23 protein-coding genes are annotated in these 25,185 nt (G+C 43.3%); 20 read left to right on the top strand and 3 right to left on the bottom strand.

Going from position 1 to position 25,185, the window contains the following annotated elements:
• Window positions 1-47: 47 nt before the first annotated feature.
• From rpsL to rpoC, 12 genes are all read left to right on the top strand, one after another.
• Entirely contained in the window at window positions 48-422 is a 375-nt protein-coding gene (gene rpsL, locus BA1DRAFT_RS13360; protein ID WP_011144815.1) for a 30S ribosomal protein S12, read from the top strand.
• A 97-nt stretch (window positions 423-519) separates the two neighbouring features.
• Window positions 520-990, top strand: coding sequence for a 30S ribosomal protein S7 (gene rpsG, locus BA1DRAFT_RS13355; RefSeq protein WP_011144816.1), 471 nt, complete (start codon window positions 520-522; stop codon window positions 988-990).
• An 81-nt stretch (window positions 991-1,071) separates the two neighbouring features.
• Window positions 1,072-3,180, top strand: a complete 2,109-nt coding sequence (gene fusA, locus BA1DRAFT_RS13350; protein ID WP_036779955.1) for an elongation factor G — start codon at window positions 1,072-1,074, stop codon at window positions 3,178-3,180.
• A 71-nt stretch (window positions 3,181-3,251) separates the two neighbouring features.
• On the top strand, window positions 3,252-4,436 hold the full coding sequence (tuf, locus tag BA1DRAFT_RS13345) for an elongation factor Tu (protein ID WP_036779953.1): 1,185 nt from the start codon (window positions 3,252-3,254) through the stop codon (window positions 4,434-4,436).
• Between the two features lie 274 nt (window positions 4,437-4,710).
• Window positions 4,711-5,094, top strand: a complete 384-nt coding sequence (gene secE / locus BA1DRAFT_RS13340; RefSeq protein WP_036771654.1) for a preprotein translocase subunit SecE — start codon at window positions 4,711-4,713, stop codon at window positions 5,092-5,094.
• A 1-nt stretch (window position 5,095) separates the two neighbouring features.
• Window positions 5,096-5,641 (top strand): transcription termination/antitermination protein NusG, encoded by a 546-nt coding sequence (nusG, locus tag BA1DRAFT_RS13335; RefSeq protein WP_011144820.1) that lies wholly within the window; start codon window positions 5,096-5,098, stop codon window positions 5,639-5,641.
• Between the two features lie 159 nt (window positions 5,642-5,800).
• A complete protein-coding gene (rplK, locus tag BA1DRAFT_RS13330) occupies window positions 5,801-6,229 on the top strand; it encodes a 50S ribosomal protein L11 (protein ID WP_036779946.1) in 429 nt (142 codons plus the stop codon).
• Between the two features lie 3 nt (window positions 6,230-6,232).
• Window positions 6,233-6,934: a 50S ribosomal protein L1 gene (rplA, locus tag BA1DRAFT_RS13325; RefSeq protein WP_036779934.1), complete on the top strand. Its 702-nt coding sequence runs from the start codon at window positions 6,233-6,235 to the stop codon at window positions 6,932-6,934.
• Between the two features lie 307 nt (window positions 6,935-7,241).
• On the top strand, window positions 7,242-7,739 hold the full coding sequence (gene rplJ, locus BA1DRAFT_RS13320) for a 50S ribosomal protein L10 (protein ID WP_036779932.1): 498 nt from the start codon (window positions 7,242-7,244) through the stop codon (window positions 7,737-7,739).
• Window positions 7,740-7,802: 63 nt separating this feature from the next.
• Entirely contained in the window at window positions 7,803-8,168 is a 366-nt protein-coding gene (gene rplL, locus BA1DRAFT_RS13315) for a 50S ribosomal protein L7/L12 (protein ID WP_036779931.1), read from the top strand.
• A 339-nt stretch (window positions 8,169-8,507) separates the two neighbouring features.
• Window positions 8,508-12,536, top strand: coding sequence for a DNA-directed RNA polymerase subunit beta (gene rpoB / locus BA1DRAFT_RS13310; RefSeq protein ID WP_036779928.1), 4,029 nt, complete (start codon window positions 8,508-8,510; stop codon window positions 12,534-12,536).
• A gap of 130 nt (window positions 12,537-12,666) precedes the next feature.
• Window positions 12,667-16,887, top strand: coding sequence for a DNA-directed RNA polymerase subunit beta' (rpoC, locus tag BA1DRAFT_RS13305; RefSeq protein WP_036779926.1), 4,221 nt, complete (start codon window positions 12,667-12,669; stop codon window positions 16,885-16,887).
• A 273-nt stretch (window positions 16,888-17,160) separates the two neighbouring features.
• Here rpoC and BA1DRAFT_RS13300 read toward each other — a convergent pair whose 3' ends face one another.
• Complete coding sequence (locus BA1DRAFT_RS13300; RefSeq protein WP_036779924.1) at window positions 17,161-17,463, bottom strand: helix-turn-helix domain-containing protein; 303 nt, start codon at window positions 17,461-17,463, stop codon at window positions 17,161-17,163.
• Between the two features lie 5 nt (window positions 17,464-17,468).
• Window positions 17,469-17,819, bottom strand: coding sequence for a type II toxin-antitoxin system RelE/ParE family toxin (locus BA1DRAFT_RS13295; protein WP_036779922.1), 351 nt, complete (start codon window positions 17,817-17,819; stop codon window positions 17,469-17,471).
• A gap of 242 nt (window positions 17,820-18,061) precedes the next feature.
• Here BA1DRAFT_RS13295 and BA1DRAFT_RS13290 point away from each other — a divergent pair, with 242 nt between their 5' ends.
• A complete protein-coding gene (locus tag BA1DRAFT_RS13290; protein ID WP_036779920.1) occupies window positions 18,062-18,361 on the top strand; it encodes a helix-turn-helix domain-containing protein in 300 nt (99 codons plus the stop codon).
• Between the two features lie 67 nt (window positions 18,362-18,428).
• On the opposite strand, the gene BA1DRAFT_RS23175 is transcribed toward BA1DRAFT_RS13290, so the two are convergent.
• Window positions 18,429-18,623 carry a hypothetical protein gene (locus BA1DRAFT_RS23175; protein WP_152544326.1) on the bottom strand — a complete coding sequence of 65 codons (195 nt, stop codon included), beginning with the start codon at window positions 18,621-18,623 and terminating at the stop codon, window positions 18,429-18,431.
• Between the two features lie 310 nt (window positions 18,624-18,933).
• On the opposite strand from BA1DRAFT_RS23175, the gene BA1DRAFT_RS13285 reads away from it, so the two are divergent.
• From BA1DRAFT_RS13285 to waaB, 7 genes are all read left to right on the top strand, one after another.
• Window positions 18,934-19,812, top strand: a complete 879-nt coding sequence (locus tag BA1DRAFT_RS13285; RefSeq protein WP_036779917.1) for a hypothetical protein — start codon at window positions 18,934-18,936, stop codon at window positions 19,810-19,812.
• Window positions 19,813-19,823: 11 nt separating this feature from the next.
• Window positions 19,824-20,480, top strand: a complete 657-nt coding sequence (locus BA1DRAFT_RS13280; protein WP_036779915.1) for a hypothetical protein — start codon at window positions 19,824-19,826, stop codon at window positions 20,478-20,480.
• Window positions 20,480-21,640 carry an aminotransferase class V-fold PLP-dependent enzyme gene (locus BA1DRAFT_RS13275; protein WP_036779913.1) on the top strand — a complete coding sequence of 387 codons (1,161 nt, stop codon included), beginning with the start codon at window positions 20,480-20,482 and terminating at the stop codon, window positions 21,638-21,640. The genes BA1DRAFT_RS13280 and BA1DRAFT_RS13275 overlap by 1 nt, the downstream gene beginning before the upstream one ends.
• Window positions 21,641-21,905: 265 nt before the next feature.
• Window positions 21,906-22,550 carry a nucleotidyl transferase family protein gene (locus BA1DRAFT_RS13270; RefSeq protein WP_036779911.1) on the top strand — a complete coding sequence of 215 codons (645 nt, stop codon included), beginning with the start codon at window positions 21,906-21,908 and terminating at the stop codon, window positions 22,548-22,550.
• Window positions 22,543-23,289, top strand: a complete 747-nt coding sequence (locus BA1DRAFT_RS13265) for a hypothetical protein (RefSeq protein ID WP_036779908.1) — start codon at window positions 22,543-22,545, stop codon at window positions 23,287-23,289. Before BA1DRAFT_RS13270 ends, BA1DRAFT_RS13265 begins: the two co-directional genes overlap by 8 nt.
• Window position 23,290: 1 nt before the next feature.
• On the top strand, window positions 23,291-24,070 hold the full coding sequence (locus BA1DRAFT_RS13260; protein ID WP_036779905.1) for a PIG-L family deacetylase: 780 nt from the start codon (window positions 23,291-23,293) through the stop codon (window positions 24,068-24,070).
• Between the two features lie 10 nt (window positions 24,071-24,080).
• The gene (gene waaB, locus BA1DRAFT_RS13255; RefSeq protein WP_036779903.1) at window positions 24,081-25,160 is read left to right on the top strand and encodes a lipopolysaccharide 1,6-galactosyltransferase; all 1,080 of its coding nucleotides are present in this window, start codon (window positions 24,081-24,083) and stop codon (window positions 25,158-25,160) included.
• Window positions 25,161-25,185: the final 25 nt, after the last annotated feature.

Below are 25,185 nucleotides of genomic sequence, written 5' to 3'. Positions count from 1 at the left end.
ATTTAATCCGTGTTTACGAAGCAAAAAAACCAGGAGTTTTTTTAATAATGGCAACTATTAACCAGCTGGTGCGCAAACCCCGTAGCATGAAGGTTGCAAAAAGCAACGTTCCTGCTCTGGAAGCTTGCCCGCAGAAGCGTGGCGTATGTACTCGCGTATATACCACCACCCCTAAAAAACCAAACTCCGCACTGCGTAAAGTATGTCGTGTGCGTTTGACTAACGGTTACGAAGTTTCTTCTTACATCGGTGGTGAAGGCCACAACTTGCAAGAGCACTCCGTAATTCTGATCCGTGGCGGTCGTGTTAAAGACTTGCCAGGTGTGCGTTACCACACTGTTCGCGGCGCACTGGACTGTTCCGGTGTTAAAGACCGTAAACAAGGTCGTTCTAAGTACGGTGTGAAGAAGCCAAAAGCTTAATGGTTCTCCGTTAAGTAAGGCCAAACATTATTTACTTTAATGTCAAAATAAACTCGTAGAGTTTTGGACAACCCTGAATTCGAAACGGAGTATTTCCATGCCACGTCGTCGTGTAATTGGTCAGCGTAAAATTCTGCCAGATCCAAAGTTCGGATCTGAATTACTGGCCAAATTTGTCAATATCCTGATGGTAGATGGTAAAAAATCTACTGCGGAAGCAATTGTATATAGTGCGCTTGAGACCCTGGCTCAGCGTTCTGGTAAAGAACATCTGGAAGCGTTTGAACTTGCATTGGATAATGTGCGTCCAACCGTGGAAGTTAAGTCCCGCCGTGTTGGTGGTTCTACTTATCAGGTACCAGTTGAAGTTCGTCCGGTTCGTCGCAATGCGTTGGCAATGCGCTGGATCGTTGAAGCTGCTCGTAAACGCGGTGATAAATCTATGGCTCTGCGCCTGGCGAACGAATTATCTGATGCAGCCGAAAATAAAGGCACTGCCGTTAAGAAACGTGAAGACGTTCACCGTATGGCAGAAGCTAACAAGGCGTTCGCACACTACCGTTGGTAATCCCATCGTAGTGATGATGCCCTGGGTGGCTGCTCTGCCACCCAGATTTACATTGAACGTCCTAGGATATAGAGGAATCAAATGGCTCGTACAACACCCATTGCACGTTACCGTAACATCGGTATCAGTGCACACATCGACGCCGGTAAAACCACCACTACCGAACGTATTCTGTTCTACACTGGTGTAAACCATAAGATCGGTGAAGTTCATGATGGCGCTGCTACTATGGACTGGATGGAACAGGAGCAGGAGCGTGGTATTACCATCACCTCCGCAGCAACAACTGCTTTCTGGTCAGGTATGGCTAAGCAGTTTGATGCGCACCGTATCAATATCATTGACACCCCAGGGCACGTTGACTTCACTATCGAAGTAGAACGTTCCATGCGTGTTCTTGACGGTGCCGTAATGGTTTATTGTGCGGTTGGTGGTGTTCAGCCACAGTCTGAAACCGTATGGCGTCAGGCAAATAAATATAGAGTTCCACGTATCGCGTTCGTTAACAAAATGGACCGTATGGGAGCGAATTTCTTACGTGTTGTTGAGCAGATCAAAACTCGCTTGGCGGCAAACCCAGTACCTCTGCAATTAGCCATTGGCGCAGAAGATGCTTTCACCGGTGTTGTTGACCTGGTGAAAATGAAAGCCATCAACTGGAACGATGAAGATCAGGGCACTACCTTCACTTATGAAGATATCCCGGCTGATATGCAGGATCTGGCGGAAGAATGGCGTAACAATTTGATTGAAGCCGCTGCGGAAGCATCAGAAGAGCTGATGGAAAAATACCTTGGCGGTGAAGAACTGACTGAAGAAGAGATCAAAGCTGGTCTGCGTCATCGTGTTCTGACTAACGAAATCATCCTGGTTACCTGTGGTTCTGCATTTAAGAACAAAGGTGTTCAGGCAATGCTGGATGCGGTTGTTGAGTACCTGCCAGCACCAACGGATGTTGAGTCCATTAAAGGTATTCTGCCAGACGGTAAAGATACGCCGGCAGAGCGTCATTCTGACGACAGCGAACCGTTTTCGGCACTGGCGTTTAAAATCGCTACTGACCCATTCGTTGGTAACTTGACCTTCTTCCGTGTCTACTCTGGCGTGGTTAATTCCGGTGATACCGTTCTTAACCCAGTGAAAGACAAAAAAGAGCGTTTTGGCCGTATCGTTCAGATGCATGCTAATAAACGTGAAGAAATTAAAGAAGTTCGTGCAGGTGACATCGCCGCGGCGATTGGCCTGAAAGATGTGACTACCGGTGATACTCTGTGTGATCTCAACGCGCCAATTATCCTGGAGCGTATGGAATTCCCAGAGCCAGTCATCTCTGTTGCTATCGAGCCAAAAACTAAAGCTGACCAGGAAAAAATGGGTATCGCTTTAGGTCGTCTGGCTCAGGAAGACCCATCATTCCGCGTGTCTACCGATGAAGAATCTGGTCAGACTATTATCGCTGGTATGGGTGAGCTTCACTTGGATGTCTTGGTTGACCGTATGCGTCGTGAGTTCAAAGTTGAAGCGAACGTCGGTAAACCTCAGGTTGCTTACCGTGAAACCATCCGTTCTACTGTTGAACAAGAAGGTAAATTTGTTCGTCAGTCTGGTGGTCGTGGTCAGTTTGGTCACGTATGGCTGCGTATTGAGCCAATGGAACCAGGTGGCGTAGGCTACGAATTTGCTAACGAAATCGTTGGTGGTGTTGTTCCTAAAGAATATATCCCGGCAGTAGATAAGGGTATTCAGGAACAAATGAAAAATGGTGTTCTGGCCGGTTACCCGATTGTTGACGTTAAAGTGGCGCTGTTCGATGGTTCTTACCACGAAGTTGACTCTTCTGAAATGGCGTTCAAAATCGCAGGTTCTATGGGCTTCAAAGAAGGCTTTATGAAGGCGAAACCAGTTCTGCTGGAGCCTATCATGAAAGTTGAAGTTGAAACACCAGAAGACTACATGGGTGACGTTATCGGCGACCTAAACCGCCGCCGTGGTATGATTGACGGTATGGAAGATATGACTACCGGCAAAATCGTACGTGCTCAGGTACCATTATCTGAAATGTTTGGTTATGCTACTGACCTGCGTTCTCAGACCCAAGGTCGTGCTTCTTACTCTATGGAGTTCCTGAAGTACAATGAAGCGCCGAGCAACGTCGCTCAGGCTATTATCGAATCTCGTAAAGCTAAATAAGTTTTTCGGGTTTAATATCTAGATTCAGCTCCCTCCCCGATGATGAGGGAGCGATATTAAGGAATAGAGTCGTGTCTAAAGAAAAATTTGAACGTACAAAACCGCACGTTAACGTTGGTACTATCGGCCACGTTGACCACGGTAAAACAACCCTGACTGCTGCTATCACTACTGTACTGGCTAAAACCTACGGTGGTAATGCTCGTGCATTCGACCAAATCGATAACGCGCCAGAAGAAAAAGCGCGTGGTATCACCATCTCTACTTCTCACGTAGAATATGATACCCCAAGCCGCCACTACGCGCACGTTGACTGCCCAGGCCACGCTGACTATGTGAAAAACATGATCACCGGTGCGGCTCAGATGGACGGCGCAATCCTGGTAGTTGCTGCGACTGACGGCCCAATGCCGCAGACTCGTGAGCACATCCTGTTAGGTCGTCAGGTAGGCGTTCCTTACATCATCGTCTTCCTGAACAAATGCGACATGGTAGACGACGAAGAGCTGCTGGAACTGGTTGAGATGGAAGTGCGCGAGCTGCTGTCTCAGTACGATTTCCCAGGCGACGATACCCCAGTTATCCGTGGTTCTGCGCTGAAAGCGCTGGAAGGCGATGCAGAGTGGGAAGCGAAGATCATTGAACTAGCCGACGCCCTGGACAGCTACATTCCAGAACCAGAGCGTGCAATCGACCAGCCATTCCTGCTGCCAATCGAAGACGTATTCTCTATTTCAGGCCGTGGTACCGTGGTAACCGGTCGTGTAGAGCGCGGTATTGTTAAAGTCGGTGAAGAAGTCGAAATCGTTGGTATCAAAGACACCACGAAAACCACTTGTACCGGCGTGGAAATGTTCCGCAAACTGCTGGACGAAGGCCGTGCGGGCGAGAACGTGGGCGTTCTGCTGCGTGGTACAAAACGTGACGAAATCGAACGTGGTCAGGTACTGGCAAAACCAGGTTCAATCAAGCCACACACCACTTTCGAATCAGAAGTTTATATTCTGAGCAAAGACGAAGGCGGCCGTCATACGCCATTCTTCAAAGGCTACCGTCCACAGTTCTACTTCCGTACAACTGACGTAACCGGCACAATCGAGCTGCCAGAAGGCGTGGAAATGGTGATGCCAGGTGATAACATTCAGATGAAAGTGACTCTGATTGCGCCAATCGCAATGGACCAGGGGCTGCGCTTCGCTATCCGTGAAGGCGGCCGTACCGTAGGTGCTGGTGTTGTTGCTAAAATTATCGCGTAATTTTTTGATGTGATTACACTAAAAGGGCATCAACCGATGCCCTTTTTGTACGTTGTCTTAATAAGAACCTATCTCATCAATAGTTGTTTTTAATTATTGGTGAGATAGGCTCTGATGCAACGAATTGGCTATATCTCTCTCAGATATACAATGTCATACTGAATTATGGCGCCAAGTCAGATACAATCACTCAAATTTTTTGGTTCGGTCTGATTTGTTTTGCTCTTGCGAGGCAAGCTGGCTATCTATTTAAATCATAGTTACAGGTTGGTTTATGAGTGCGAATAGCGATGCTCAAGAAAGCAGGCGTAGTCTTGAGGTAATGAAATGGCTATTAGTGGCAGCCTTATTAACGGTTGCTATCGTTGGAAACTACCTTTATCGGGAGTATAGCCTTCCTCTACGCGCGATGGCGGTTGTTGTTATTGTTGCTCTTGCGGGAGCAGTTGCGCTCTGGACTGCGAAAGGGAAAACCACACTGGCTTTCGCCCGCGAAGCCCGCATTGAAATGCGTAAAGTTATTTGGCCAACTCGCCAGGAAGCGCTGCATACAACTTTGATTGTTGCGGCAGTCACTGCATTGATGTCTTTGATCCTATGGGGTCTTGACGGTATCCTGGTGCGTTTAGTTTCATTTATTACAGGCCTGAGGTTCTAAGATGTCAGATTCCCCAAAAAAACGTTGGTATGTTATACAGGCATTTTCTGGGTTTGAAGGTCGCGTTGCACAATCTTTACGTGAACATATCAAATTACATGATATGGAAGATTCTTTTGGCGAAGTGATGGTGCCAACAGAGGAAGTTGTTGAGATTCGTAGCGGCCAGCGTCGCAAAAGTGAACGCAAATTTTTCCCTGGGTATGTGCTGGTACAAATGATCATGAACGATGCAACGTGGCATCTCGTTCGCAGCGTACCACGCGTCATGGGTTTTATCGGTGGCACATCTGACCGTCCGGCACCAATCAGTGATAAAGAAGTTGATGCGATTATGAATCGTCTTCAGCAGGTTGGTGATAAACCCCGGCCAAAAACATTGTTCGAACCAGGCGAAATGGTTCGCGTCAGCGATGGTCCATTCGCAGACTTCAATGGTGTTGTGGAAGAAGTTGATTACGAGAAGAGCCGCCTGAAAGTTTCGGTTTCTATCTTTGGTCGCGCGACCCCCGTTGAGCTGGATTTCAGCCAGGTAGAAAAGGCGTAATTTTTGAACGTATTTTTGCTGGCTTGCAATAGGTGAGAAATTAACATACAATTTCGCGCCTTTTGTTTTTTAGTAGTCTGGCCTGGATAGGGCGGGGCTGAAATGACAGGGGAGCCTTTTAAACAAAGGCGATACCACCCATATAGAGGAAAATTATCAATGGCTAAGAAAGTACAAGCCTATGTCAAGTTGCAGGTTGCGGCTGGTATGGCTAATCCAAGCCCTCCAGTAGGTCCTGCTCTCGGTCAGCAGGGTGTCAACATCATGGAATTCTGTAAGGCGTTCAATGCTAAAACTGACAGCATTGAAAAAGGTCTGCCAATTCCTGTTGTGATCACTGTTTATTCTGATCGTTCTTTCACTTTCGTTACTAAGACCCCACCAGCGGCTGTTCTGCTGAAGAAAGCAGCGGGCATTAAATCAGGTTCCGGCAAACCGAATAAAGACAAAGTTGGTAAAGTAACCAGCGCGCAGATTCGTGAAATTGCTGAAACTAAAGCTGCGGATATGACAGGTGCTAGCGTTGAAGCAATGATGCGTTCAATTGAAGGTACTGCTCGTTCCATGGGCCTGGTAGTGGAGGGTTAATCGATGGCTAAACTGACCAAGCGCATGCGCACAATCCGCGAGAAAGTGGATGCAACTAAGCAGTATGATATTAACGAAGCCTTTGTTCTGCTGAAAGAGCTGGCTACTGCTAAATTCGTAGAAAGCGTTGACGTTGCTGTTAACCTCGGCATCGACGCTCGTAAATCTGACCAGAACGTACGTGGTGCAACAGTATTGCCTCATGGTACTGGCCGTTCCGTTCGCGTAGCTGTATTTACCCAAGGCGCAAATGCAGAAGCTGCTAAAGCAGCGGGCGCTGAGCTGGTAGGTATGGAAGATCTGGCTGAGCAAGTTAAAAAAGGCGAAATGGACTTTGACGTTGTTATCGCCTCTCCAGATGCAATGCGCGTTGTTGGCCAATTAGGTCAAATTCTGGGTCCACGCGGTCTGATGCCAAACCCTAAAGTAGGTACTGTAACTCCTAACGTTGCTGAAGCTGTACAGAACGCTAAAGCAGGTCAGGTTCGTTACCGTAACGATAAAAACGGCATTATCCACACCACCATTGGTAAAGTTGACTTTGATGCTGACAAACTGAAAGAAAACCTGGAAGCTCTGCTGGTTGCGCTGAAAAAAGCTAAACCATCTTCTGCCAAGGGCGTTTACATTAAGAAAGTTAGCTTGTCCACTACTATGGGCGCAGGTGTTGCGATTGACCAATCAGGTCTGAACGCTTCAGCTTAATTTTAGCTGAATGTGATTATCGCTTTACCTTGGCGTCAGATTTGTCTAAAATTTGGCGCCTTGTATTTGGCTAGTAAGTTTTTTATTAGCTAAATAAAAAATTTTCGGTTGGAGCTTGGCCTAATCCAAGCCCCGTCCAAGACCGCAGGTGTAAGTAATTACTTAATATTCCTGCGTAGACGGTGACAGAGCCAAATGACATTCATTTCTGGATTCTGCTCACCGTGTTTTAGAGCTCAGGCACTTTTAGTGTTATGAGTGATGTGAGTTCCGGGTTTTTCCCGGTTAATCCAGGAGCAAGAAGCTAATGGCACTAAATCTTCAAGACAAACAAGCGATTGTTGCTGAAGTTAGCGAAGTAGCCAAAGGCGCGCTGTCTGCGGTTGTTGCGGATTCCCGTGGCGTTACCGTAGATAAAATGACTGAACTGCGTAAAGCAGGTCGCGAAGCTGGCGTTTATATCCGTGTTGTGCGTAACACACTGATCCGCCGTGCTGTTGAAGGTACTGCTTATGAGTGCCTGAAAGAAGCGTTTGTTGGTCCAACCTTGATTGCTTTCTCTAACGAACATCCGGGCGCCGCTGCTCGTCTGTTCAAAGAGTTCGCGAAAGCGAATCCAGCATTCGAGATTAAAGCAGCAGCCTTTGAAGGTGAGTTTATCTCTGCGGCCGATATTGACCGTTTGGCAACACTCCCAACTTACGAAGAAGCAATCGCACGCCTGATGTCAACCATGAAAGAAGCCTCAGCAGGCAAACTGGTTCGTACTCTGGCTGCGTTACGCGATCAGAAAGAAGCAGCTTAATTGCCAATTTCCTTCGTTGCTTTTTAACGTATAAATTATTTCTGAATTTTAGGAACACTTGTTATGTCTATCACTAAAGAACAAATTCTGGACGCAGTTGCAGAAATGTCCGTAATGGACGTTGTTGAACTGATCAGCATGATGGAAGAGAAATTCGGCGTTTCTGCTGCGGCAGCGGTAGCTGTTGTTGCTGGTGCGGCTGAAGCTGTTGAAGAAAAAACCGAGTTTGACGTTGTTCTGTCTTCTATCGGCGGTAACAAAGTTGCTGTTATCAAGGCAGTACGCGGCGCAACTGGCTTGGGTCTGAAAGAAGCGAAAGATCTGGTTGAAAGCGCTCCAGCTGTATTGAAAGAAGCTATCAGCAAAGATGACGCTGAAGCACTGAAAAAATCTCTGGAAGAAGCTGGTGCTTCTGTTGAGATTAAGTAAGTTCAGTTTTGAGTTAGCAGCCTGACTTTAAAGGCTGACGGCTGGTGATTTATTAATCACCAGCCTTTTTGCGCTGTAGGGCATTAGCAGCATTTCCACTGTTTGGCTGTTAATTAACCCCCAAATACTTTTTCCTATTGACGACTTAATATACTGCGTTCTCAGCTACGATCCACTCGGGTAGCTCGGTAGTAAGGTAACGCAATGAAATGATTTAAGAGTAATAGCAATGAGTATTACGGAAAATAATTCAATTTTCTGTTCGAAAAAACAGTGTCGTAAAGAGCTGTCCTTTAGGGCGGGCAGAGTGGGTCACTGATCAGCGAGCTGAGGAACCCTATGGTTTACTCCTATACCGAGAAAAAACGTATTCGTAAGGATTTTGGTAAGCGTCCCCAAGTGTTGGACGTACCTTATCTCCTTTCTATCCAACTTGACTCGTTCCAGAAGTTTATCGAGCAAGATCCAGAAGGCCAGAATGGTTTAGAAGCGGCATTCCGTTCTGTATTCCCAATTCAGAGCTACAGCGGCAGTTCGGAGCTGCAATACGTTAGCTACCGTCTTGGTGAGCCAGTGTTTGATGTTAAAGAGTGCCAGATTCGTGGTGTAACTTATTCTGCGCCTCTACGCGTTAAGTTGCGTCTGGTTATCTATGAACGTGAAGCACCGGAAGGCACGGTCAAAGACATCAAAGAGCAAGAAGTCTACATGGGTGAAATTCCGCTCATGACTGACAACGGTACCTTTGTTATCAATGGTACTGAGCGGGTTATTGTCTCCCAGTTACATCGTAGTCCTGGTGTATTCTTTGACAGCGATAAGGGTAAAACTCACTCATCCGGTAAGGTGCTGTATAACGCGCGTATTATTCCTTACCGTGGTTCTTGGTTAGATTTCGAATTCGATCCAAAAGATAATCTGTTTGTACGTATTGACCGCCGCCGTAAATTGCCGGCAACGATTATTCTGCGGGCAATGGATTACAGCACTGAAGAGATCTTGAACCTGTTCTTCAGTAAAACGATTTTCGAAATTCGTGACAACAGACTGCAAATGACGCTGGTGCCAGAACGTTTGCGCGGTGAAACCGCTTCTTTTGATATTGAAGCAAACGGCAAGGTTTATGTTGAAAAAGGCCGCCGTATTACCGCACGTCATATCCGCCAGTTAGAAAAAGACGAAGTGAACCGTATTGAGGTTCCTGTTGAATACATTGCGGGTAAAGTTGTTGCAAGAGACTACATTGATGTCAATACAGGTGAAATTATCTGTGCTGCTAACATGGAGCTCTCCTTAGATCTGCTGGCACGTTTGAGCCAGGCTGGTCACAAATCTATCGAAACACTGTTCACCAACGATTTAGATCACGGTGCATATATTTCCGAGACACTTCGTGTTGATCCAACCAATGACCGTTTGGGCGCTTTGGTTGAGATTTATCGCATGATGCGTCCTGGTGAGCCACCAACCCGTGAAGCGGCAGAAAATCTGTTTGAAAATCTGTTCTTCTCAGAAGATCGCTATGATCTTTCTGCGGTTGGTCGTATGAAATTCAACCGTTCATTGAGTCGGGAAGAAGTCGAAGGCTCTGGTATTCTGAGTAAAAATGACATCATTGATGTCATGAAGAAACTCATTGATATCCGTAATGGTAAAGGCGAAGTCGACGATATTGACCACTTAGGCAACCGTCGTATCCGTTCTGTTGGTGAGATGGCGGAAAACCAGTTCCGTGTTGGTCTGGTACGTGTCGAGCGTGCGGTTAAAGAGCGTCTGTCTCTGGGTGATCTGGATACACTGATGCCTCAGGACATGATCAACGCTAAGCCGATTTCAGCCGCAGTGAAAGAATTCTTTGGTTCCAGCCAGCTATCTCAGTTCATGGACCAAAACAACCCGCTTTCTGAAATCACTCACAAACGCCGTATCTCTGCGTTGGGTCCAGGTGGTTTGACCCGTGAGCGTGCTGGCTTTGAAGTGCGTGACGTACACCCAACCCATTATGGTCGCGTATGTCCAATCGAAACCCCGGAAGGTCCGAACATCGGTCTGATTAACTCATTGTCTGTTTATGCGCAGACTAACGAGTATGGTTTCCTTGAAACCCCATATCGTCTGGTGCGTGATGGTGTTGTTACGGATGAAATTCATTACCTGTCTGCGATTGAAGAAGGTAACTTCGTTATCGCACAGGCCAACACCGTATTGGATGATGAAGGCCACTTCGTTGAAGATCTGATAACTTGCCGTAGTTATGGCGAGTCCAGCTTATTTAACCGTGAACAGGTTGAATATATGGACGTTTCTACCCAGCAGGTGGTTTCCGTTGGTGCTTCCTTGATCCCATTCTTGGAACACGATGACGCAAACCGTGCATTGATGGGTGCAAACATGCAACGTCAGGCTGTTCCTACGCTGCGTGCTGATAAGCCGCTGGTTGGTACAGGTATGGAACGCGCAGTAGCGGTTGACTCAGGTGTAACTTCTGTTGCTAAACGCGGTGGTGTGGTTCAGTACGTTGATGCATCTCGTATCGTTATCAAAGTAAACGAAGATGAGATGTATTCGGGTGAAGCAGGTATTGATATTTATAACCTGACTAAATATACCCGTTCTAACCAGAACACCTGTATTAACCAGATGCCGTGCGTCTCTCTGGGCGAACCGGTGGAACGCGGCGACGTACTGGCTGATGGCCCATCCACTGACTTGGGTGAACTGGCGCTTGGTCAGAACATGCGCGTAGCGTTCATGCCGTGGAATGGTTATAACTTCGAGGACTCCATCTTAGTTTCTGAGCGTGTCGTCCAGGAAGATCGCTTTACAACTATTCATATTCAGGAATTGGCTTGCGTATCGCGTGATACCAAATTAGGGCCTGAAGAGATCACGGCTGACATCCCTAACGTGGGTGAGGCTGCGCTCTCCAAACTGGATGAGTCTGGCATCGTTTATATCGGTGCGGAAGTGACCGGCGGTGACATTCTGGTTGGTAAAGTGACACCTAAAGGTGAAACTCAGCTAACGCCAGAAGAAAAATTGCTGCGTGCTATCTTCGGTGAGAAAGCGTCTGATGTTAAAGACTCTTCTCTGCGCGTACCAAATGGCGTATCCGGTACGGTTATCGACGTACAAGTATTTACCCGTGATGGCGTAGAGAAAGATAAACGTGCTTTGGAAATCGAAGAGATGCAACTGCGTCAGGCGAAGAAAGACCTGACAGAAGAGTTGCAAATCTTTGAAGCTGGCCTGTTTGCACGTATCCGTTCTGTTTTGATTGCTGGCGGCATCGAAGCTGAGAAGCTGGATAAACTGCCTCGTGAGCGTTGGTTAGAGCTGGGTCTGGCTGATGAAGAGAAACAGAATCAGTTGGAGCAGTTGGCTGAACAGTATGACGAGCTCAAAGCTGAGTTCGAGAAAAAGCTGGATGCTAAACGTCGTAAGATCACTCAAGGTGATGATTTGGCACCGGGTGTGCTGAAAATCGTCAAAGTTTATCTAGCGGTTAAACGTCAGATTCAGCCGGGTGATAAGATGGCGGGTCGCCACGGTAACAAAGGTGTTATCTCCAAGATCAACCCGATCGAAGATATGCCTTACGATGAAAACGGCACTCCGGTAGATATCGTACTGAACCCTCTGGGCGTACCATCACGTATGAACATTGGTCAGATCCTGGAAACGCATCTGGGTATGGCTGCGAAAGGCATTGGCGACAAGATCAATGCGATGCTGAAACAGCAGCAGGAAGTTGCCAAACTGCGTGAATTTATCCAGAAAGCTTATGATCTGGGTGATGAAACCCGTCAGAAAGTTGATCTGAACACTTTCTCTGATGAAGAAGTTATGCGTTTGGCAGAAAACCTGAAAAAAGGCATGCCAATTGCGACACCTGTGTTTGATGGTGCGAAAGAGAAAGAAATTAAAGAGCTGCTGAAACTGGGTGACTTGCCAACTTCTGGTCAAATTACTCTGTTTGATGGTCGTACCGGTGAGCAATTTGAGCGTCAGGTTACCGTTGGCTACATGTATATGCTGAAGCTGAACCACCTGGTGGATGACAAAATGCACGCCCGTTCAACCGGTTCGTACAGCCTGGTTACTCAGCAACCGCTGGGTGGTAAGGCGCAGTTCGGTGGTCAACGCTTCGGTGAGATGGAAGTGTGGGCATTGGAAGCATATGGTGCCGCGTACACCTTGCAGGAAATGCTCACCGTCAAGTCCGACGATGTTAACGGCCGTACCAAGATGTATAAAAACATCGTGGATGGCAACCACCAGATGGAGCCAGGTATGCCGGAATCTTTCAACGTATTGTTGAAAGAGATCCGTTCTCTGGGTATCAACATCGAGCTGGAAGACGAATAAATCGTATTCCCGCTGGTACTGCCCTGAATGGATATGACGGGCAGTTTACCAGCCAGTGGTTGCACTGGTCATAGGGGAGAGCGGCATGGGCTGTTCTCCTGACAGGTCTAACTCCGACAGGAGCCATTTCGTGAAAGACTTATTGAAGTTTCTGAAAGCGCAAACTAAGACCGAAGAGTTTGATGCGATCAAAATTGCTCTGGCCTCGCCAGATATGATCCGTTCGTGGTCATTCGGTGAAGTGAAAAAGCCGGAAACAATTAACTACCGTACGTTCAAACCTGAGCGTGACGGCCTTTTCTGCGCCCGTATTTTCGGACCGGTAAAAGATTATGAGTGCTTGTGTGGTAAATACAAGCGCTTGAAACACCGTGGTGTAATTTGTGAGAAGTGTGGTGTAGAAGTTACCCAGACTAAAGTTCGTCGTGAACGTATGGGTCACATTGAACTGGCTTCTCCAACGGCGCACATTTGGTTCCTGAAATCATTGCCATCCCGCATCGGTTTGTTGCTGGATATGCCACTGCGTGATATTGAGCGTGTACTGTACTTCGAATCCTATGTGGTTGTAGAAGGCGGTATGACCAGCCTGGAGCGCAGTCAGATCCTGACAGAAGAGCAATACTTGGATGCACTGGAAGAGTTTGGTGATGAATTCGATGCGAAGATGGGCGCGGAAGCTATTCAGTCTTTGCTGAAAAATCTCGATCTGGAAAATGAGTGTGAAACGTTGCGTGAAGAGTTAAATGAAACTAACTCTGAAACTAAACGTAAGAAGCTGACCAAACGTATTAAACTGTTGGAAGCCTTTATTCAGTCTGGCAACAAACCAGAATGGATGGTTCTGACGGTTCTGCCAGTTCTGCCACCGGATTTACGTCCATTGGTTCCACTGGATGGCGGCCGTTTTGCCACTTCGGATCTGAACGATCTCTATCGTCGTGTTATTAACCGTAACAACCGCTTGAAACGCCTGTTGGATTTGGCTGCGCCAGATATCATCGTGCGTAACGAAAAACGTATGTTGCAGGAAGCGGTTGATGCCTTGCTGGATAACGGTCGTCGCGGTCGTGCCATTACCGGTTCTAACAAACGTCCGCTGAAATCCCTGGCTGATATGATCAAGGGTAAACAAGGTCGTTTCCGTCAGAACTTGTTGGGTAAACGTGTTGACTATTCTGGTCGTTCTGTAATCACGGTAGGTCCTTACCTGCGTCTGCATCAGTGTGGTCTGCCTAAGAAGATGGCGCTGGAGCTGTTTAAGCCATTCATCTACGGCAAGCTGGAACTGCGTGGTTTAGCGACGACGATTAAAGCCGCTAAAAAGATGGTTGAGCGTGAAGAGGCGGTGGTATGGGATATCCTGGATGAAGTTATTCGTGAACACCCAGTTCTGCTGAACCGTGCGCCGACACTTCACCGTTTGGGTATTCAGGCATTCGAACCGGTTCTGATCGAAGGTAAAGCGATTCAGTTGCACCCACTGGTGTGTGCGGCCTATAACGCCGACTTCGACGGTGACCAAATGGCTGTTCACGTACCGCTGACACTGGAAGCCCAGTTAGAAGCGCGCGCGCTGATGATGTCTACCAACAACATCTTGTCTCCAGCGAGTGGTGAGCCAATCATCGTTCCATCTCAGGACGTTGTTCTGGGTCTGTATTACATGACCCGTGACTGTGTTAACGCCAAAGGCGAAGGCATGGTGCTGACTGGGCCGAAAGAAGCTGAACGCGTATACCGCGCAGGGCTGGCTTCTTTGCATGCCCGCGTTAAAGTGCGTATCACTGAAGAAGTGAAAGATGGCGAAGGCAATATCACAGTTAATACCAGTTTGATTGATACGACCATTGGTCGTGCAATCCTGTGGATGATTGTACCAAGAGGTCTGCCTTACTCGCTGGTTAACCAACCACTGGGTAAAAAAGCTATCTCCAGAATGCTGAACACGTGTTACCGCGTGATGGGCCTGAAACCAACGGTTATTTTCGCTGACCAGATCATGTATACCGGCTTTGCCTACGCTGCGCGTTCAGGTGCATCTGTTGGTATCGATGACATGGTTATCCCAGAGAAAAAAGCGGGCATCATTGCAGAAGCCGAAGCAGAAGTTGCTGAAATTCAGGAACAGTTCCAGTCTGGTCTGGTTACAGCCGGTGAACGTTATAACAAAGTTATCGATATCTGGGCTGCGGCAAACGAGCGTGTTGCTAAGGCGATGATGGAAAACTTGTCTACTGAAACAGTCACTAATCGTGATGGAGAAGAAGAGCAACAAGTTTCCTTCAACAGCATCTTTATGATGGCTGACTCTGGTGCGCGTGGTTCTGCCGCTCAGATCCGTCAGTTGGCGGGTATGCGTGGCTTGATGGCTAAGCCAGACGGCTCCATCATCGAAACCCCAATTACCGCGAACTTCCGTGAAGGTTTGAACGTACTCCAGTACTTCATTTCAACCCACGGTGCTCGTAAAGGTTTGGCGGATACCGCACTGAAAACGGCGAACTCTGGTTACTTGACCCGTCGTCTGGTTGATGTGGCGCAAGACTTGGTTGTTACAGAAGATGACTGTGGTACGCACGACGGTATTCTGATGACGCCGGTTATTGAAGGTGGTGATGTTAAAGAACCACTGCGTGAGCGTGTATTGGGTCGTGTGACGGCGGAAGATGTTCTGAAACCGGGTACTGCTGACATTCTGGTGCCGCGTAATACTTTGTTGAATGAAAAATGGTGTGATCTGTTAGAAGAGAGCTCCGTTGACAGCATTAAAGTACGTTCAGTTGTAAGTTGCGAAACTGACTTCGGTGTTTGTGCTAACTGCTATGGTCGTGACCTTGCTCGCGGACACATTATCAATAAAGGTGAGGCGGTTGGTGTTATTGCGGCTCAGTCCATCGGTGAGCCGGGTACACAGTTGACGATGCGTACGTTCCACATCGGTGGTGCGGCGTCTCGTGCGGCAGCGGAATCCAGCATTCAGGTGCGTAACAAAGGTAGCCTGAAACTGTTTAACGCTAAATCCGTGACCAACTCCGCAGGTAAACTGGTAATTACTTCCCGTAACACCGAACTGTGTTTGATCGACGAATTTGGCCGTACTAAAGAGAGCTATAAAGTACCTTACGGTGCGGTACTGGGTAAAGGTGATGGCGAAACTGTTAACGGCGGTGAAACCGTTGCTAACTGGGACCCGCACACCATGCCAGTTGTCAGTGAAGTATCTGGTATCATCCGTTTCGCTGACATGATAGATGGCCAGACCATTACCCGTCAGACTGATGAATTAACCGGTCTGTCTTCATTGGTTGTTCTGGATAGTGCAGAGCGTACCGGTAGTGGTAAAGATCTGCGTCCGGCACTGAAAATTGTTGACGCCAAAGGTGACGATGTATTGATTCCAGGTACTGATATGCCTGCTCAATACTTCCTGCCGGGCAAAGCGATTGTTCAGTTAGACGATGGCGTAAGCATCTCTGCGGGTGACACCTTAGCGCGTATTCCGCAGGAATCCGGCGGTACGAAAGATATTACCGGTGGTCTGCCACGTGTTGCTGACTTGTTCGAAGCACGTCGTCCGAAAGAGCCTGCTATCTTGGCTGAAGTCAGCGGTATTGTCTCCTTTGGTAAAGAAACTAAAGGCAAACGCCGTTTGGTTATCTCCCCATTAGATGGTGGTGATGCTTACGAAGAGATGATCCCTAAATGGCGTCAGCTCAACGTGTTCGAAGGTGAAGTGGTTGAACGTGGTGACGTCATCTCTGATGGTCCAGAGTCTCCACACGACATCTTGCGCCTGCGTGGTGTTCATGCGGTTACCCGTTACATCACCAACGAAGTTCAGGAAGTTTACCGCCTGCAAGGGGTTAAGATTAACGATAAACACATTGAGGTTATCGTTCGTCAGATGCTGCGTAAAGCAACCATTGAAAGTGCAGGTAGTTCCGAGTTCTTGGAAGGCGAACAGGTTGAATATGCCCGCGTTAAAGTGGCAAACCGTAAGCTGGAGCAAGAAGGTAAAGTGCCTGCAACTTATGGCCGTGACCTGTTGGGTATCACCAAAGCGTCTCTGGCGACTGAATCCTTCATCTCTGCGGCATCGTTCCAGGAAACGACCCGCGTACTGACTGAGGCTGCGGTTGCAGGTAAACGTGATGAACTGCGTGGCTTGAAAGAAAACGTCATCGTCGGTCGTCTGATCCCTGCTGGTACCGGTTATGCTTACCATCAGGATCGCATTCGTCGTCGTCATTTGAATGAGCCTGCTGAGGCGCCACAAGTGAGTGTCGATGAGGCTACTGCGAACTTGGCAGAACTATTGAATGCCGGTTTTGGTGGCGATAAGAAGTAATTCTTAGAACACGCTAGCTAACTAAATGCCCTCCAAAAAGGAGGGCATTTCAATTTGTTGATAACACGCCAATTTTTACTTGGCGCTCTGTTTTAATCGAGTTCAGTTTACCAAATGGACCTTGCCGCCCCGTTAAGAATCCTCTCCTCAAATTTTTCTTTCCTAAAAGCGTTCACTTGCAGACCTTGTTCCTCACAATTATCTGACACGTAAAAAAGTCGATGTGGACATTGATCTTGAATATATCTGCGAGGGCTACCGGAGCGTTTGTGGTTAAACGGAAAATCCGTAGTGGGTACCGTCGGGTAACTCGATATCGAGACGCAGTTTGCTACCTGTTGCCTCAACGTAACGTTTGAGGGAAGACAGTTTCAAGTCGCGGCCAAGCTTCTCCATGTCAGAAACCGTGGGTTGCTTGATGCCAAGAGCCAGAGCTATTTCGCCTTGAGTCTTCTGTACTCGCTCACGAAGTTCTGCCAGATGGATGTTTAGCAACATCTCCGTTGCCGCAGCTTGTGCATTGGCAACAACTTCGGGCTTTTCGTTTGCTAATATTTGATCAAGAGTTCTTGCCATAGTGTTTACTCCTTTTTTAGCTTTTCCAGATGTGCCGTGAACTCACGGTCAGCAATCGGAATCATCGTTTCATAAAACCGTTTCTCGTTTCCGGTTTTGTTACCGGCGCAAAGCAAAATTCCTCTCCGCTTGGGGTCGAACGCAAAGAATGCTCGGAGCGGGTCGCCTTTGCTTTGGACACGTAATTCTTTCATGTTGCTGTGGCATGAACCGTTCACAGTATCTGCGTATGGCCTAGGTAACATAGGGCCTCTTTCCCGAAGTGCTATTATTGAAGCTAGCATATTGGCCCTGTCGGTGTCATCCAAAGCATCGAACCATGCATCAAAGGTGTCCGTCGTTTCGATAGCCCACATAACTACTCCTTACTCAATATAGGTCAAATGCTATATAGATAAAAATCTATAGTCAAGAAAAACTGGTGTCTTGAGCGAGGGTGTCAGCTTTCTCATGTATAAATATTGAGCTTGATTTGGTTATGATCAGGCCCCGGCCAAATGGAAAAACCAAGCTAAATGAAAAACAGTTATATTAAGGATATGATCAAGCTTGCTGGTGCTGAATTTAAGAAGTATCTAGCAGAACTGGAGAGAGAAATATGACTACACTTGATGAATTGCTTGAAAAACGCAGCCCTGAAAGCCGCCGTAGGATTGCTAAAAAAGTTGATGAAATGAAACGGGAGATAGGGCTTTATCAGATCCGCGAGGCTCTCGATGTTTCACAAACTGAGCTGGCAACTGCGCTTGGAGTCAAGCAACCGACTATTGCTAAAATAGAACAGCCTGGTAATAACCCTAAACTTTCAACATTGAAACGCTACGTTGCAGCGTTAGGTGGAGAGTTGAGCCTTGATGTTCAACTTCCTGATGGTAAACGTATCGTAGTCCATATTTGATATGGCGTTGCCTCAGTAAAAGCGGCAGAACTCGTCGTTCTGCCCACTGAGGTTCGTGTCAGCTTTGTCAGGCATGAGCGCGACAGCCAATGAAGTGGGAATTTTCGTATTCAGCCGGGTGGGGAATCGTCACAGGATAGCTGATCGTGCAGTGATTCAAGCAGCGTTCATGAACGTTGGAATATACACTGATGATTAAGTATTCCATGAATTTGGTACTGGCAAAATCACCTTGGCTATCGTAAAGAATATTATTCGGCATGCAGAAATAGCTCATCGTATTTAATTCAGGGGGCTTGTTAATGTGATTATTTCATTTAAAGTCCCATCACATAGAATTTATGAAAGATTATTCTCTTTAAAGACCCTATTTTTATCCATATTCTTGCATGATTGATGGAGACTTCAATTTGATTTCTCAGGATAAATAATCGCAGTTTTTTATCCTGTTGTATCTTTAAATTATGATACAGGTCATAAAATACAATATTTCATGATTTCATATGCTCGGAAATGAATATAAACTGAAAATGAAAAGCAATTGTCGCCAATATAAATGATGGGACAAAATAATGGAGAATGGAGTAACCCTAGTCTATGAAGATGTAACGGAAGATAATTATATTCTAATCAATGATTTTTATAAGCGTGATATAGGCAGCTTGGATTATTTTATTTGGAAAAATCTGAAAGAAAGGAAATATAATCTTTCTAGTGAGATAAAAGCATGTTTATATAAGATAAACGATATATACTTGTCAATTGTTATAACAAGAAAGTGTGAGTTTAATCTTAAACACAGACGAGTATCCGTTAATATACTTAGCGATTTTGGTGTGAATGAAAGTGTAAAATCGCGAACTTTGATAATAGAAAGTGTCAGACAGACACACCGTAATGATATCGATGCGACGGTTTGTTACTCAGATGAAAGAAAGATTAAATGTTATTCAAAGATTTTTAAGAAATACATATGTAGCAGGGTGGACGTTTTTGACTTTACAGAAATAGTGGTGGAAGGAGATACCAAAATAGATGTAGAACTGAATGATTTTAATGAAATAGATAATATTAATAAAATCAATTTTTTCGGCAGGAAAGTAAATAACAATTGGATTGCTTACGCAAAGCAGTGTCCTCGCTATAGAGATATTAAGTTATTAATTGTTGGAGAAGAAGTCGCGATACTAGGTTTTGATGATACCACGGTAGAAGTGATAGGTTTGTCAAACACAGCTCCCTATGCAGTTTTAGCTATAATTGATTCTTGTCTTGCTATTAGGGGGAAATGCAGAATAATCTTACCAAATCTTATTTATTCTGAACTGCAAAGTAAACTGAACAAATATAGCATTATAAATAAATTTAGCATGATGATTGCCTGGCATACCGAAGAAGATTTCAATTTGTGTTATGAAAATATATTTATCAGCAGAATAGACAAACGATAAAGGAGTTTAAAATGGGATGTATTTTTTGTCACCCAGAGTCTTCCTTTGAAAAAGATAAAATACTTTTACGAGGAAAATATTTCTATGCGTTCGTACCCAAAGGCCAGATAATTGAGGGCTATATTATCATTGCCACTAACAAATGTGAGACTGATTCAGGGGGATACCGGTGCTTTGCAGAGATATACGATGAAGAGGCAATAAAAGAGCTGAAACAGTTTAAGAATATAATAAATGATTTTTATCGCGAATATTATAAGATAAACAATCCTCTTTGTTATGAAAATGGACGAGCCGGTGGTTGTATCATCATGGACCCAAATCAAAAGTATTGTTATCATGCACACTTATGTTGTTTCCCCACCGAGATTGATCTTCATAATAAATTAAAGGATCAATTTAAAATGCATACAATAGACTCATTGGATGAACTTAAGATGTTCGGTGAGGCTGGCCCCTATATTTACGTTGAAGACAGTGGTAGTAAATATGTTTTTACGATAGGTGAATCAGATTTCATTGAGAGAGGAATGATAAGAACAGTATTGGCAAATAGTTTAAATGTACCTGAAAGATCTGATTGGCGAGATAATGAAGGAATAAAGGAGATGGATGCGACGGCTAAAAAATTCAAATTATATATTAGTAACCATATGGAGGTTGCATAATGTTATATGCAGATGTAGCTTCTACCTCATGGCCAAAGTCACAAGAAGTGAAAGACATAATAAATATGTATTTAGACACTCTTGGCGTAACTCCAGGGCGATCTTTATCGCAACAATCTAAAAAGGTTACGGAACTCGTTGAAGAGTGCCGACACGAATTCATCGAACAAACAAAATTAAATGGTCATGGGACAGTAATTTTTAACTCAGGAGCAACATACTCGCTCAACGAATGTTTAAAAGGCATACTTAAGCCAGGTGATAATGTCATTACTACCCATTTAGAACATAACTCAGTACTTAGACCGATAAACCACTTGAAAGATATTGGGGTAAGTAGTCAATTGATCGATGTGACAGATGGTGAAATTGATATGTCGCATTTGGAGCTTTTATTAAAGAATAAGAAAACTAAGTTATTAGTGGTTCATAGTTGCTCCAATACTATTGGTACCTTTTGTAATATAGATGAGATAGGAAAACTAGCACATTTATATGGTGCGATGGTTTTAGTTGATGGTTCACAATCTTTTGGTTCACAAGCAATTGATTTATCGAAAGGTAATATTGATTACCTTGTTTTTAGCGGGCATAAAAGCTTAGGAGGAGTATCAGGTATTGGGGGGTACTTTATGCTTGATAATGGATTCTCTCATAATGAATTAATTCAAGGTGGGACAGGTGTATTATCAAAATTAACAACGCAGCCAACTGGAATACCATACAAGTATGAATCAGGAACACAAAACACTATTGGCATACTTTCATTGTTGGCGTCTATAAAGCGTTTGAAAAAAATTGGCATAGAGAATATTCAAAATCAATTACAAATTCTGCGTACAACTCTTATAGATGAGTTATCACAATTAAAGAAGATCAAATTAATCTGTAAACATAAAGTAGGATTGCCAACAATTCTTTTGACAGTAGAAGGTTATCATCCCGGAGAAGTCTCTTATATACTTGAGAAAAAATACAATATTATTACCCGTCCTGGATTGCAATGCGCGCCATTAGCCCATAAAAAATTTGGCACTTATCCTGATGGCGCTGTTCGGGTTAGCTTTGATACGTCGCATACAACGGAAGATATTTTAAAAATAAAATCTGCCTTGATTGAAATCACTGAGGGAAGTTGTGAAGAAAGTAGTGATAATTAATGAGAATAATTCAGATAACTTAGGTGATTCAGCAATAAATGTAACTGTGAATAAAACATTTAAAGTTCATAGCTTTAATGTTAAAACACAGGGATTCGCTGCTAACAAATAGCTAAGTAAATTAATTTGATATTTATTTCAAGAAAATAAAAATTTGTTATTAATCACCATTAGTAAATAATACAATGATAAAATTTTATAAATATATGTAATCATAAGGAATTAACATATATTTTATTAACAATAATAACATGTGGGAATATATATGAATATGCCTGACAATAATGAGCGTTATATAAACGATTTAATTGATGGCAAGTTGAATTATATACATATTGATAGAAAAGGGAACTTTAGCAATACAAACATAGACTGGAAAGATACTTTAATTTTATCTGGCTCTTTCAATCCACTTCATAAAGGTCATGAGGAATTAAAAGAAATCTCTACAACGATGACTAAAAGAAAGCCCTATTATGAACTGTCAATTAAAAATGCGGTAAAACTAACCATTTCAACCGATGAAGTTTTCAAGAGGATAGGGCAATTCAAGGAGAAGGGTGAGGTAATTTTAAGTGACGCTACGTTTTTTACTGATAAATCGCATATTTATCAAGGAGCAATTTTCGTCATTGGCGCTGATTTATGTCAAGAAATTAATAACCCTGTCTATTATGGTGGTGAAGAGGGGTTAAAAAAATCTCTTATGACAATTAATAGTAATGATTGTCGATTTCTGGTGGCTGGGCGTTTTTTTAATAATAAATATCATGCAGTTGATGATTTGGTGAATATTAGAAAGGAACACCGTTTTTTATTTGAATCTATTCCAGAAAATCTATTTCGTTTAGATATATCATCAACTGAAATAAGGTTAATGAACAAAGAAAAGGAGATGAATCATGAATAAAGAAAATAACAAAAATCTGTTGAATAATGAAATTAATTCAAATTCAACATATCTAACCAAAGAGATTCAAAGAAGATTAAAACAAGCTTCATTTATATTTAACCCTGGCCATGTAACTTTAAATACCCAGCTAAATGGTTCACAAATTAAATTATTTTCTGAGATATGCTCGTTCTTGGAACAGGACGGTAATTTAGATATTCTTGCCTCTTGCATACATGATTTATGGTGTGCAAAATATTTAATCGATAATAGAACTGATACGCAAGATTCAATCACAAAACTTGAAATTGAGTACAACTTGCAAGTTAATTTTTTAAAACCTTATCAAGCATTCACAGAAAAAGAGAAGAAGTTTGAAAAGAGGCTAATCAAGAGCGACTTGAGTATTATATCGGAAGTGATGAAAAATATTTATTTATACGATGACAATATTGCATTCGACAATTTCAATTATGAGATGTTACTTTCTACAAACGATGCCATTTTTTCAGATTTAATGATAATATTAGGTCACAGTGACAGTATAATAGAAATTGCGGCAGAAAGAATTCATGCTAGTTGGTTTGATATAATGAAAGAATTTTATGCCGATGATGAAAGAGTCCAGTCCAAAGAAAAGCCAAACATTAATAACTCGGATTTTATAAAAAACAGAGATGGAATACGCATTGATTTAGCCGCTATTTACATCGTACTCATGGAAATAAAATATAACAGCCTTTGTATGGAGATTTAAAATGATGCATTTATTTCTATCCCCCCATTTAGATGATGCGGCTTTAAGCGCTGGTGGTTTAATACATAAATTGGTTTCAGAAAATCAACAGGTGGTTGTTTTAACATTTTTTACTGAATATGACGAAAATCTTACATCTCATTACTTACGCTCTGAGAGTAATGATAATATGAATTCATTTATAAAACTTTATTCAAAGCGAGCTAATGAGGATATTGCTTTTTGCAATAAATTATCAGCGATTCCAATACATGGTAAAATTTTAGATTGCATTTACAGAATCGATCAATACGGTGAACCTATGTATAATAATTCTGCCGGGATTTATAGTGGCTTGGCACATAAATCAGATTATGCATCCGATATGGCTCAAGATCTTATCGACAAAATATTGTTAAATTATCAACCTGATTATATCTATGCCCCTTTGGGAATAGGTCGACATGTAGACCACATTATAATAAATAATCTTGTGCACAATATAAAAGGCTCACATAAGTTAAAAATATTACTTTATGAAGACTTTCCCTATGTTTTAGGTGAATACCCTATTGTTAATCCCGATGGTTTGGAAAATGCTTTATTACGAAATAATAAATTTAATATGCGTGCTATATTGGTGGATATTGATTTAAAAGAAAAAATGCAAAACATCCTGTTTTATGAGTCTCAATTAGAACCTCTGTTTGGGAATGAATCAAATCTTTTAATTTCATTGGAGAAATATTATTGCTCTATTAGTAAATCAAAAATACAAGAACGTTTTTGGTTAATTCAATAAGGGGTTAATAATGAAAAATATATTTATAATATACCATGATATTTTCTTGAATGGATATGGCGGGGTAGAAACGGTATGTTCAAATTTAATAAATTTGCTTGACCTTGCCAATATTGAAATTAATTTCATATTTATATCTCTAAATGAGATAAACAGAATTGAAAGTCGTGCTTGGTTATCCAATGCTCAACATATCTCTTTAATGTCAAACAGTGATAAATCTCGCCAGAATATTGCATGTGAATTATCTTTGATATTAGAAAGATTTCATCCTGAGATTATAATAAGTTTAGACACGACATCTTGTAATATTACTCGACTTTCCTGTGAAAAGATTAATTTCCCGGCAAAAACCTATTCTTGGCTGCATACTTCAATTAGGAATCCTATTCCACAGAAAATTAAAGATTTATGCTGTGCCGACGAGCACCTTGTCATCAGTTCTGGTTTAAGAGATCAAATGTTGTCCTTTGGAATAAAACAAGAGAAGCTTCATCTTATTTTCAATCCTATCAAAATGAATCCCTTTATAATTTCTCAACCAAAACACATAGCTAGATTTTTATATGTTGGCAGAATTCTTGCTTATAAATCGAAAAATTTAACTGAACTATTTTTAGCTCTTTCACAATTACATGGTCATTGGGAATTACATATGGTAGGTTCTGGTGAAGATGAGGGATATTTAAAAGAATTATCTTCACAACTCAATATAAATAACAATATTATTTGGCACGGTTGGCAAGATCAGCCTTGGGAATTTGTGAAGGATAACATAAAAGAAGTGTCAGCTTTTATTTTAACATCAAAATATGAAGGCTTTGGTATGGTATTAGCGGAAGCAATATCTTATGGTATCTATTGTATAAGTTCAGATTGTCAATGTGGTCCGAGTGATATTATTAATAATTTAAATGGTGAGCTTTATAAATCAGGTAGTATTCTTGAATTGTCTGAAAAATTACAACTCATTATTGACGAATATAAAATAAGAGATCATCAAGCAATAAAAAATTCTATTGCCTTTCTTTACGAGGATAATTTCCTATTAAGAATCACTAAAGCTTTACCCGTATTAGATCAGATCTAATGTACGACAGTTATTAGTGTTGCTA

Source organism: Photorhabdus aegyptia (genome assembly GCF_000612035.1).
In the GTDB taxonomy this organism is placed as follows: Bacteria; Pseudomonadota; Gammaproteobacteria; order Enterobacterales; family Enterobacteriaceae; genus Photorhabdus; species Photorhabdus akhurstii.
This window is presented reverse-complemented; position numbering and strand designations above follow the sequence as displayed.

Bases quoted from the DNA above. Each gene is read 5' to 3' on its own strand.
- rpsL (WP_011144815.1), top strand. From the start codon at position 48: ATGGCAACTATTAACCAGCTGGTGCGCAAACCCCGTAGCATGAAGGTT.
- rpsG (WP_011144816.1), top strand. From the start codon at position 520: ATGCCACGTCGTCGTGTAATTGGTCAGCGTAAAATTCTGCCAGATCCA.
- fusA (WP_036779955.1), top strand. From the start codon at position 1,072: ATGGCTCGTACAACACCCATTGCACGTTACCGTAACATCGGTATCAGT.
- secE (WP_036771654.1), top strand. From the start codon at position 4,711: ATGAGTGCGAATAGCGATGCTCAAGAAAGCAGGCGTAGTCTTGAGGTA.
- nusG (WP_011144820.1), top strand. From the start codon at position 5,096: ATGTCAGATTCCCCAAAAAAACGTTGGTATGTTATACAGGCATTTTCT.
- rplK (WP_036779946.1), top strand. From the start codon at position 5,801: ATGGCTAAGAAAGTACAAGCCTATGTCAAGTTGCAGGTTGCGGCTGGT.
- rplA (WP_036779934.1), top strand. From the start codon at position 6,233: ATGGCTAAACTGACCAAGCGCATGCGCACAATCCGCGAGAAAGTGGAT.
- rplJ (WP_036779932.1), top strand. From the start codon at position 7,242: ATGGCACTAAATCTTCAAGACAAACAAGCGATTGTTGCTGAAGTTAGC.
- rplL (WP_036779931.1), top strand. From the start codon at position 7,803: ATGTCTATCACTAAAGAACAAATTCTGGACGCAGTTGCAGAAATGTCC.
- rpoB (WP_036779928.1), top strand. From the start codon at position 8,508: ATGGTTTACTCCTATACCGAGAAAAAACGTATTCGTAAGGATTTTGGT.
- BA1DRAFT_RS13300 (WP_036779924.1), bottom strand. From the start codon at position 17,463: ATGGCAAGAACTCTTGATCAAATATTAGCAAACGAAAAGCCCGAAGTT.
- BA1DRAFT_RS13295 (WP_036779922.1), bottom strand. From the start codon at position 17,819: ATGTGGGCTATCGAAACGACGGACACCTTTGATGCATGGTTCGATGCT.
- BA1DRAFT_RS13290 (WP_036779920.1), top strand. From the start codon at position 18,062: ATGACTACACTTGATGAATTGCTTGAAAAACGCAGCCCTGAAAGCCGC.
- BA1DRAFT_RS23175 (WP_152544326.1), bottom strand. From the start codon at position 18,623: ATGCCGAATAATATTCTTTACGATAGCCAAGGTGATTTTGCCAGTACC.
- BA1DRAFT_RS13285 (WP_036779917.1), top strand. From the start codon at position 18,934: ATGGAGAATGGAGTAACCCTAGTCTATGAAGATGTAACGGAAGATAAT.
- BA1DRAFT_RS13280 (WP_036779915.1), top strand. From the start codon at position 19,824: ATGGGATGTATTTTTTGTCACCCAGAGTCTTCCTTTGAAAAAGATAAA.
- BA1DRAFT_RS13275 (WP_036779913.1), top strand. From the start codon at position 20,480: ATGTTATATGCAGATGTAGCTTCTACCTCATGGCCAAAGTCACAAGAA.
- BA1DRAFT_RS13270 (WP_036779911.1), top strand. From the start codon at position 21,906: ATGAATATGCCTGACAATAATGAGCGTTATATAAACGATTTAATTGAT.
- BA1DRAFT_RS13265 (WP_036779908.1), top strand. From the start codon at position 22,543: ATGAATAAAGAAAATAACAAAAATCTGTTGAATAATGAAATTAATTCA.
- BA1DRAFT_RS13260 (WP_036779905.1), top strand. From the start codon at position 23,291: ATGATGCATTTATTTCTATCCCCCCATTTAGATGATGCGGCTTTAAGC.
- waaB (WP_036779903.1), top strand. From the start codon at position 24,081: ATGAAAAATATATTTATAATATACCATGATATTTTCTTGAATGGATAT.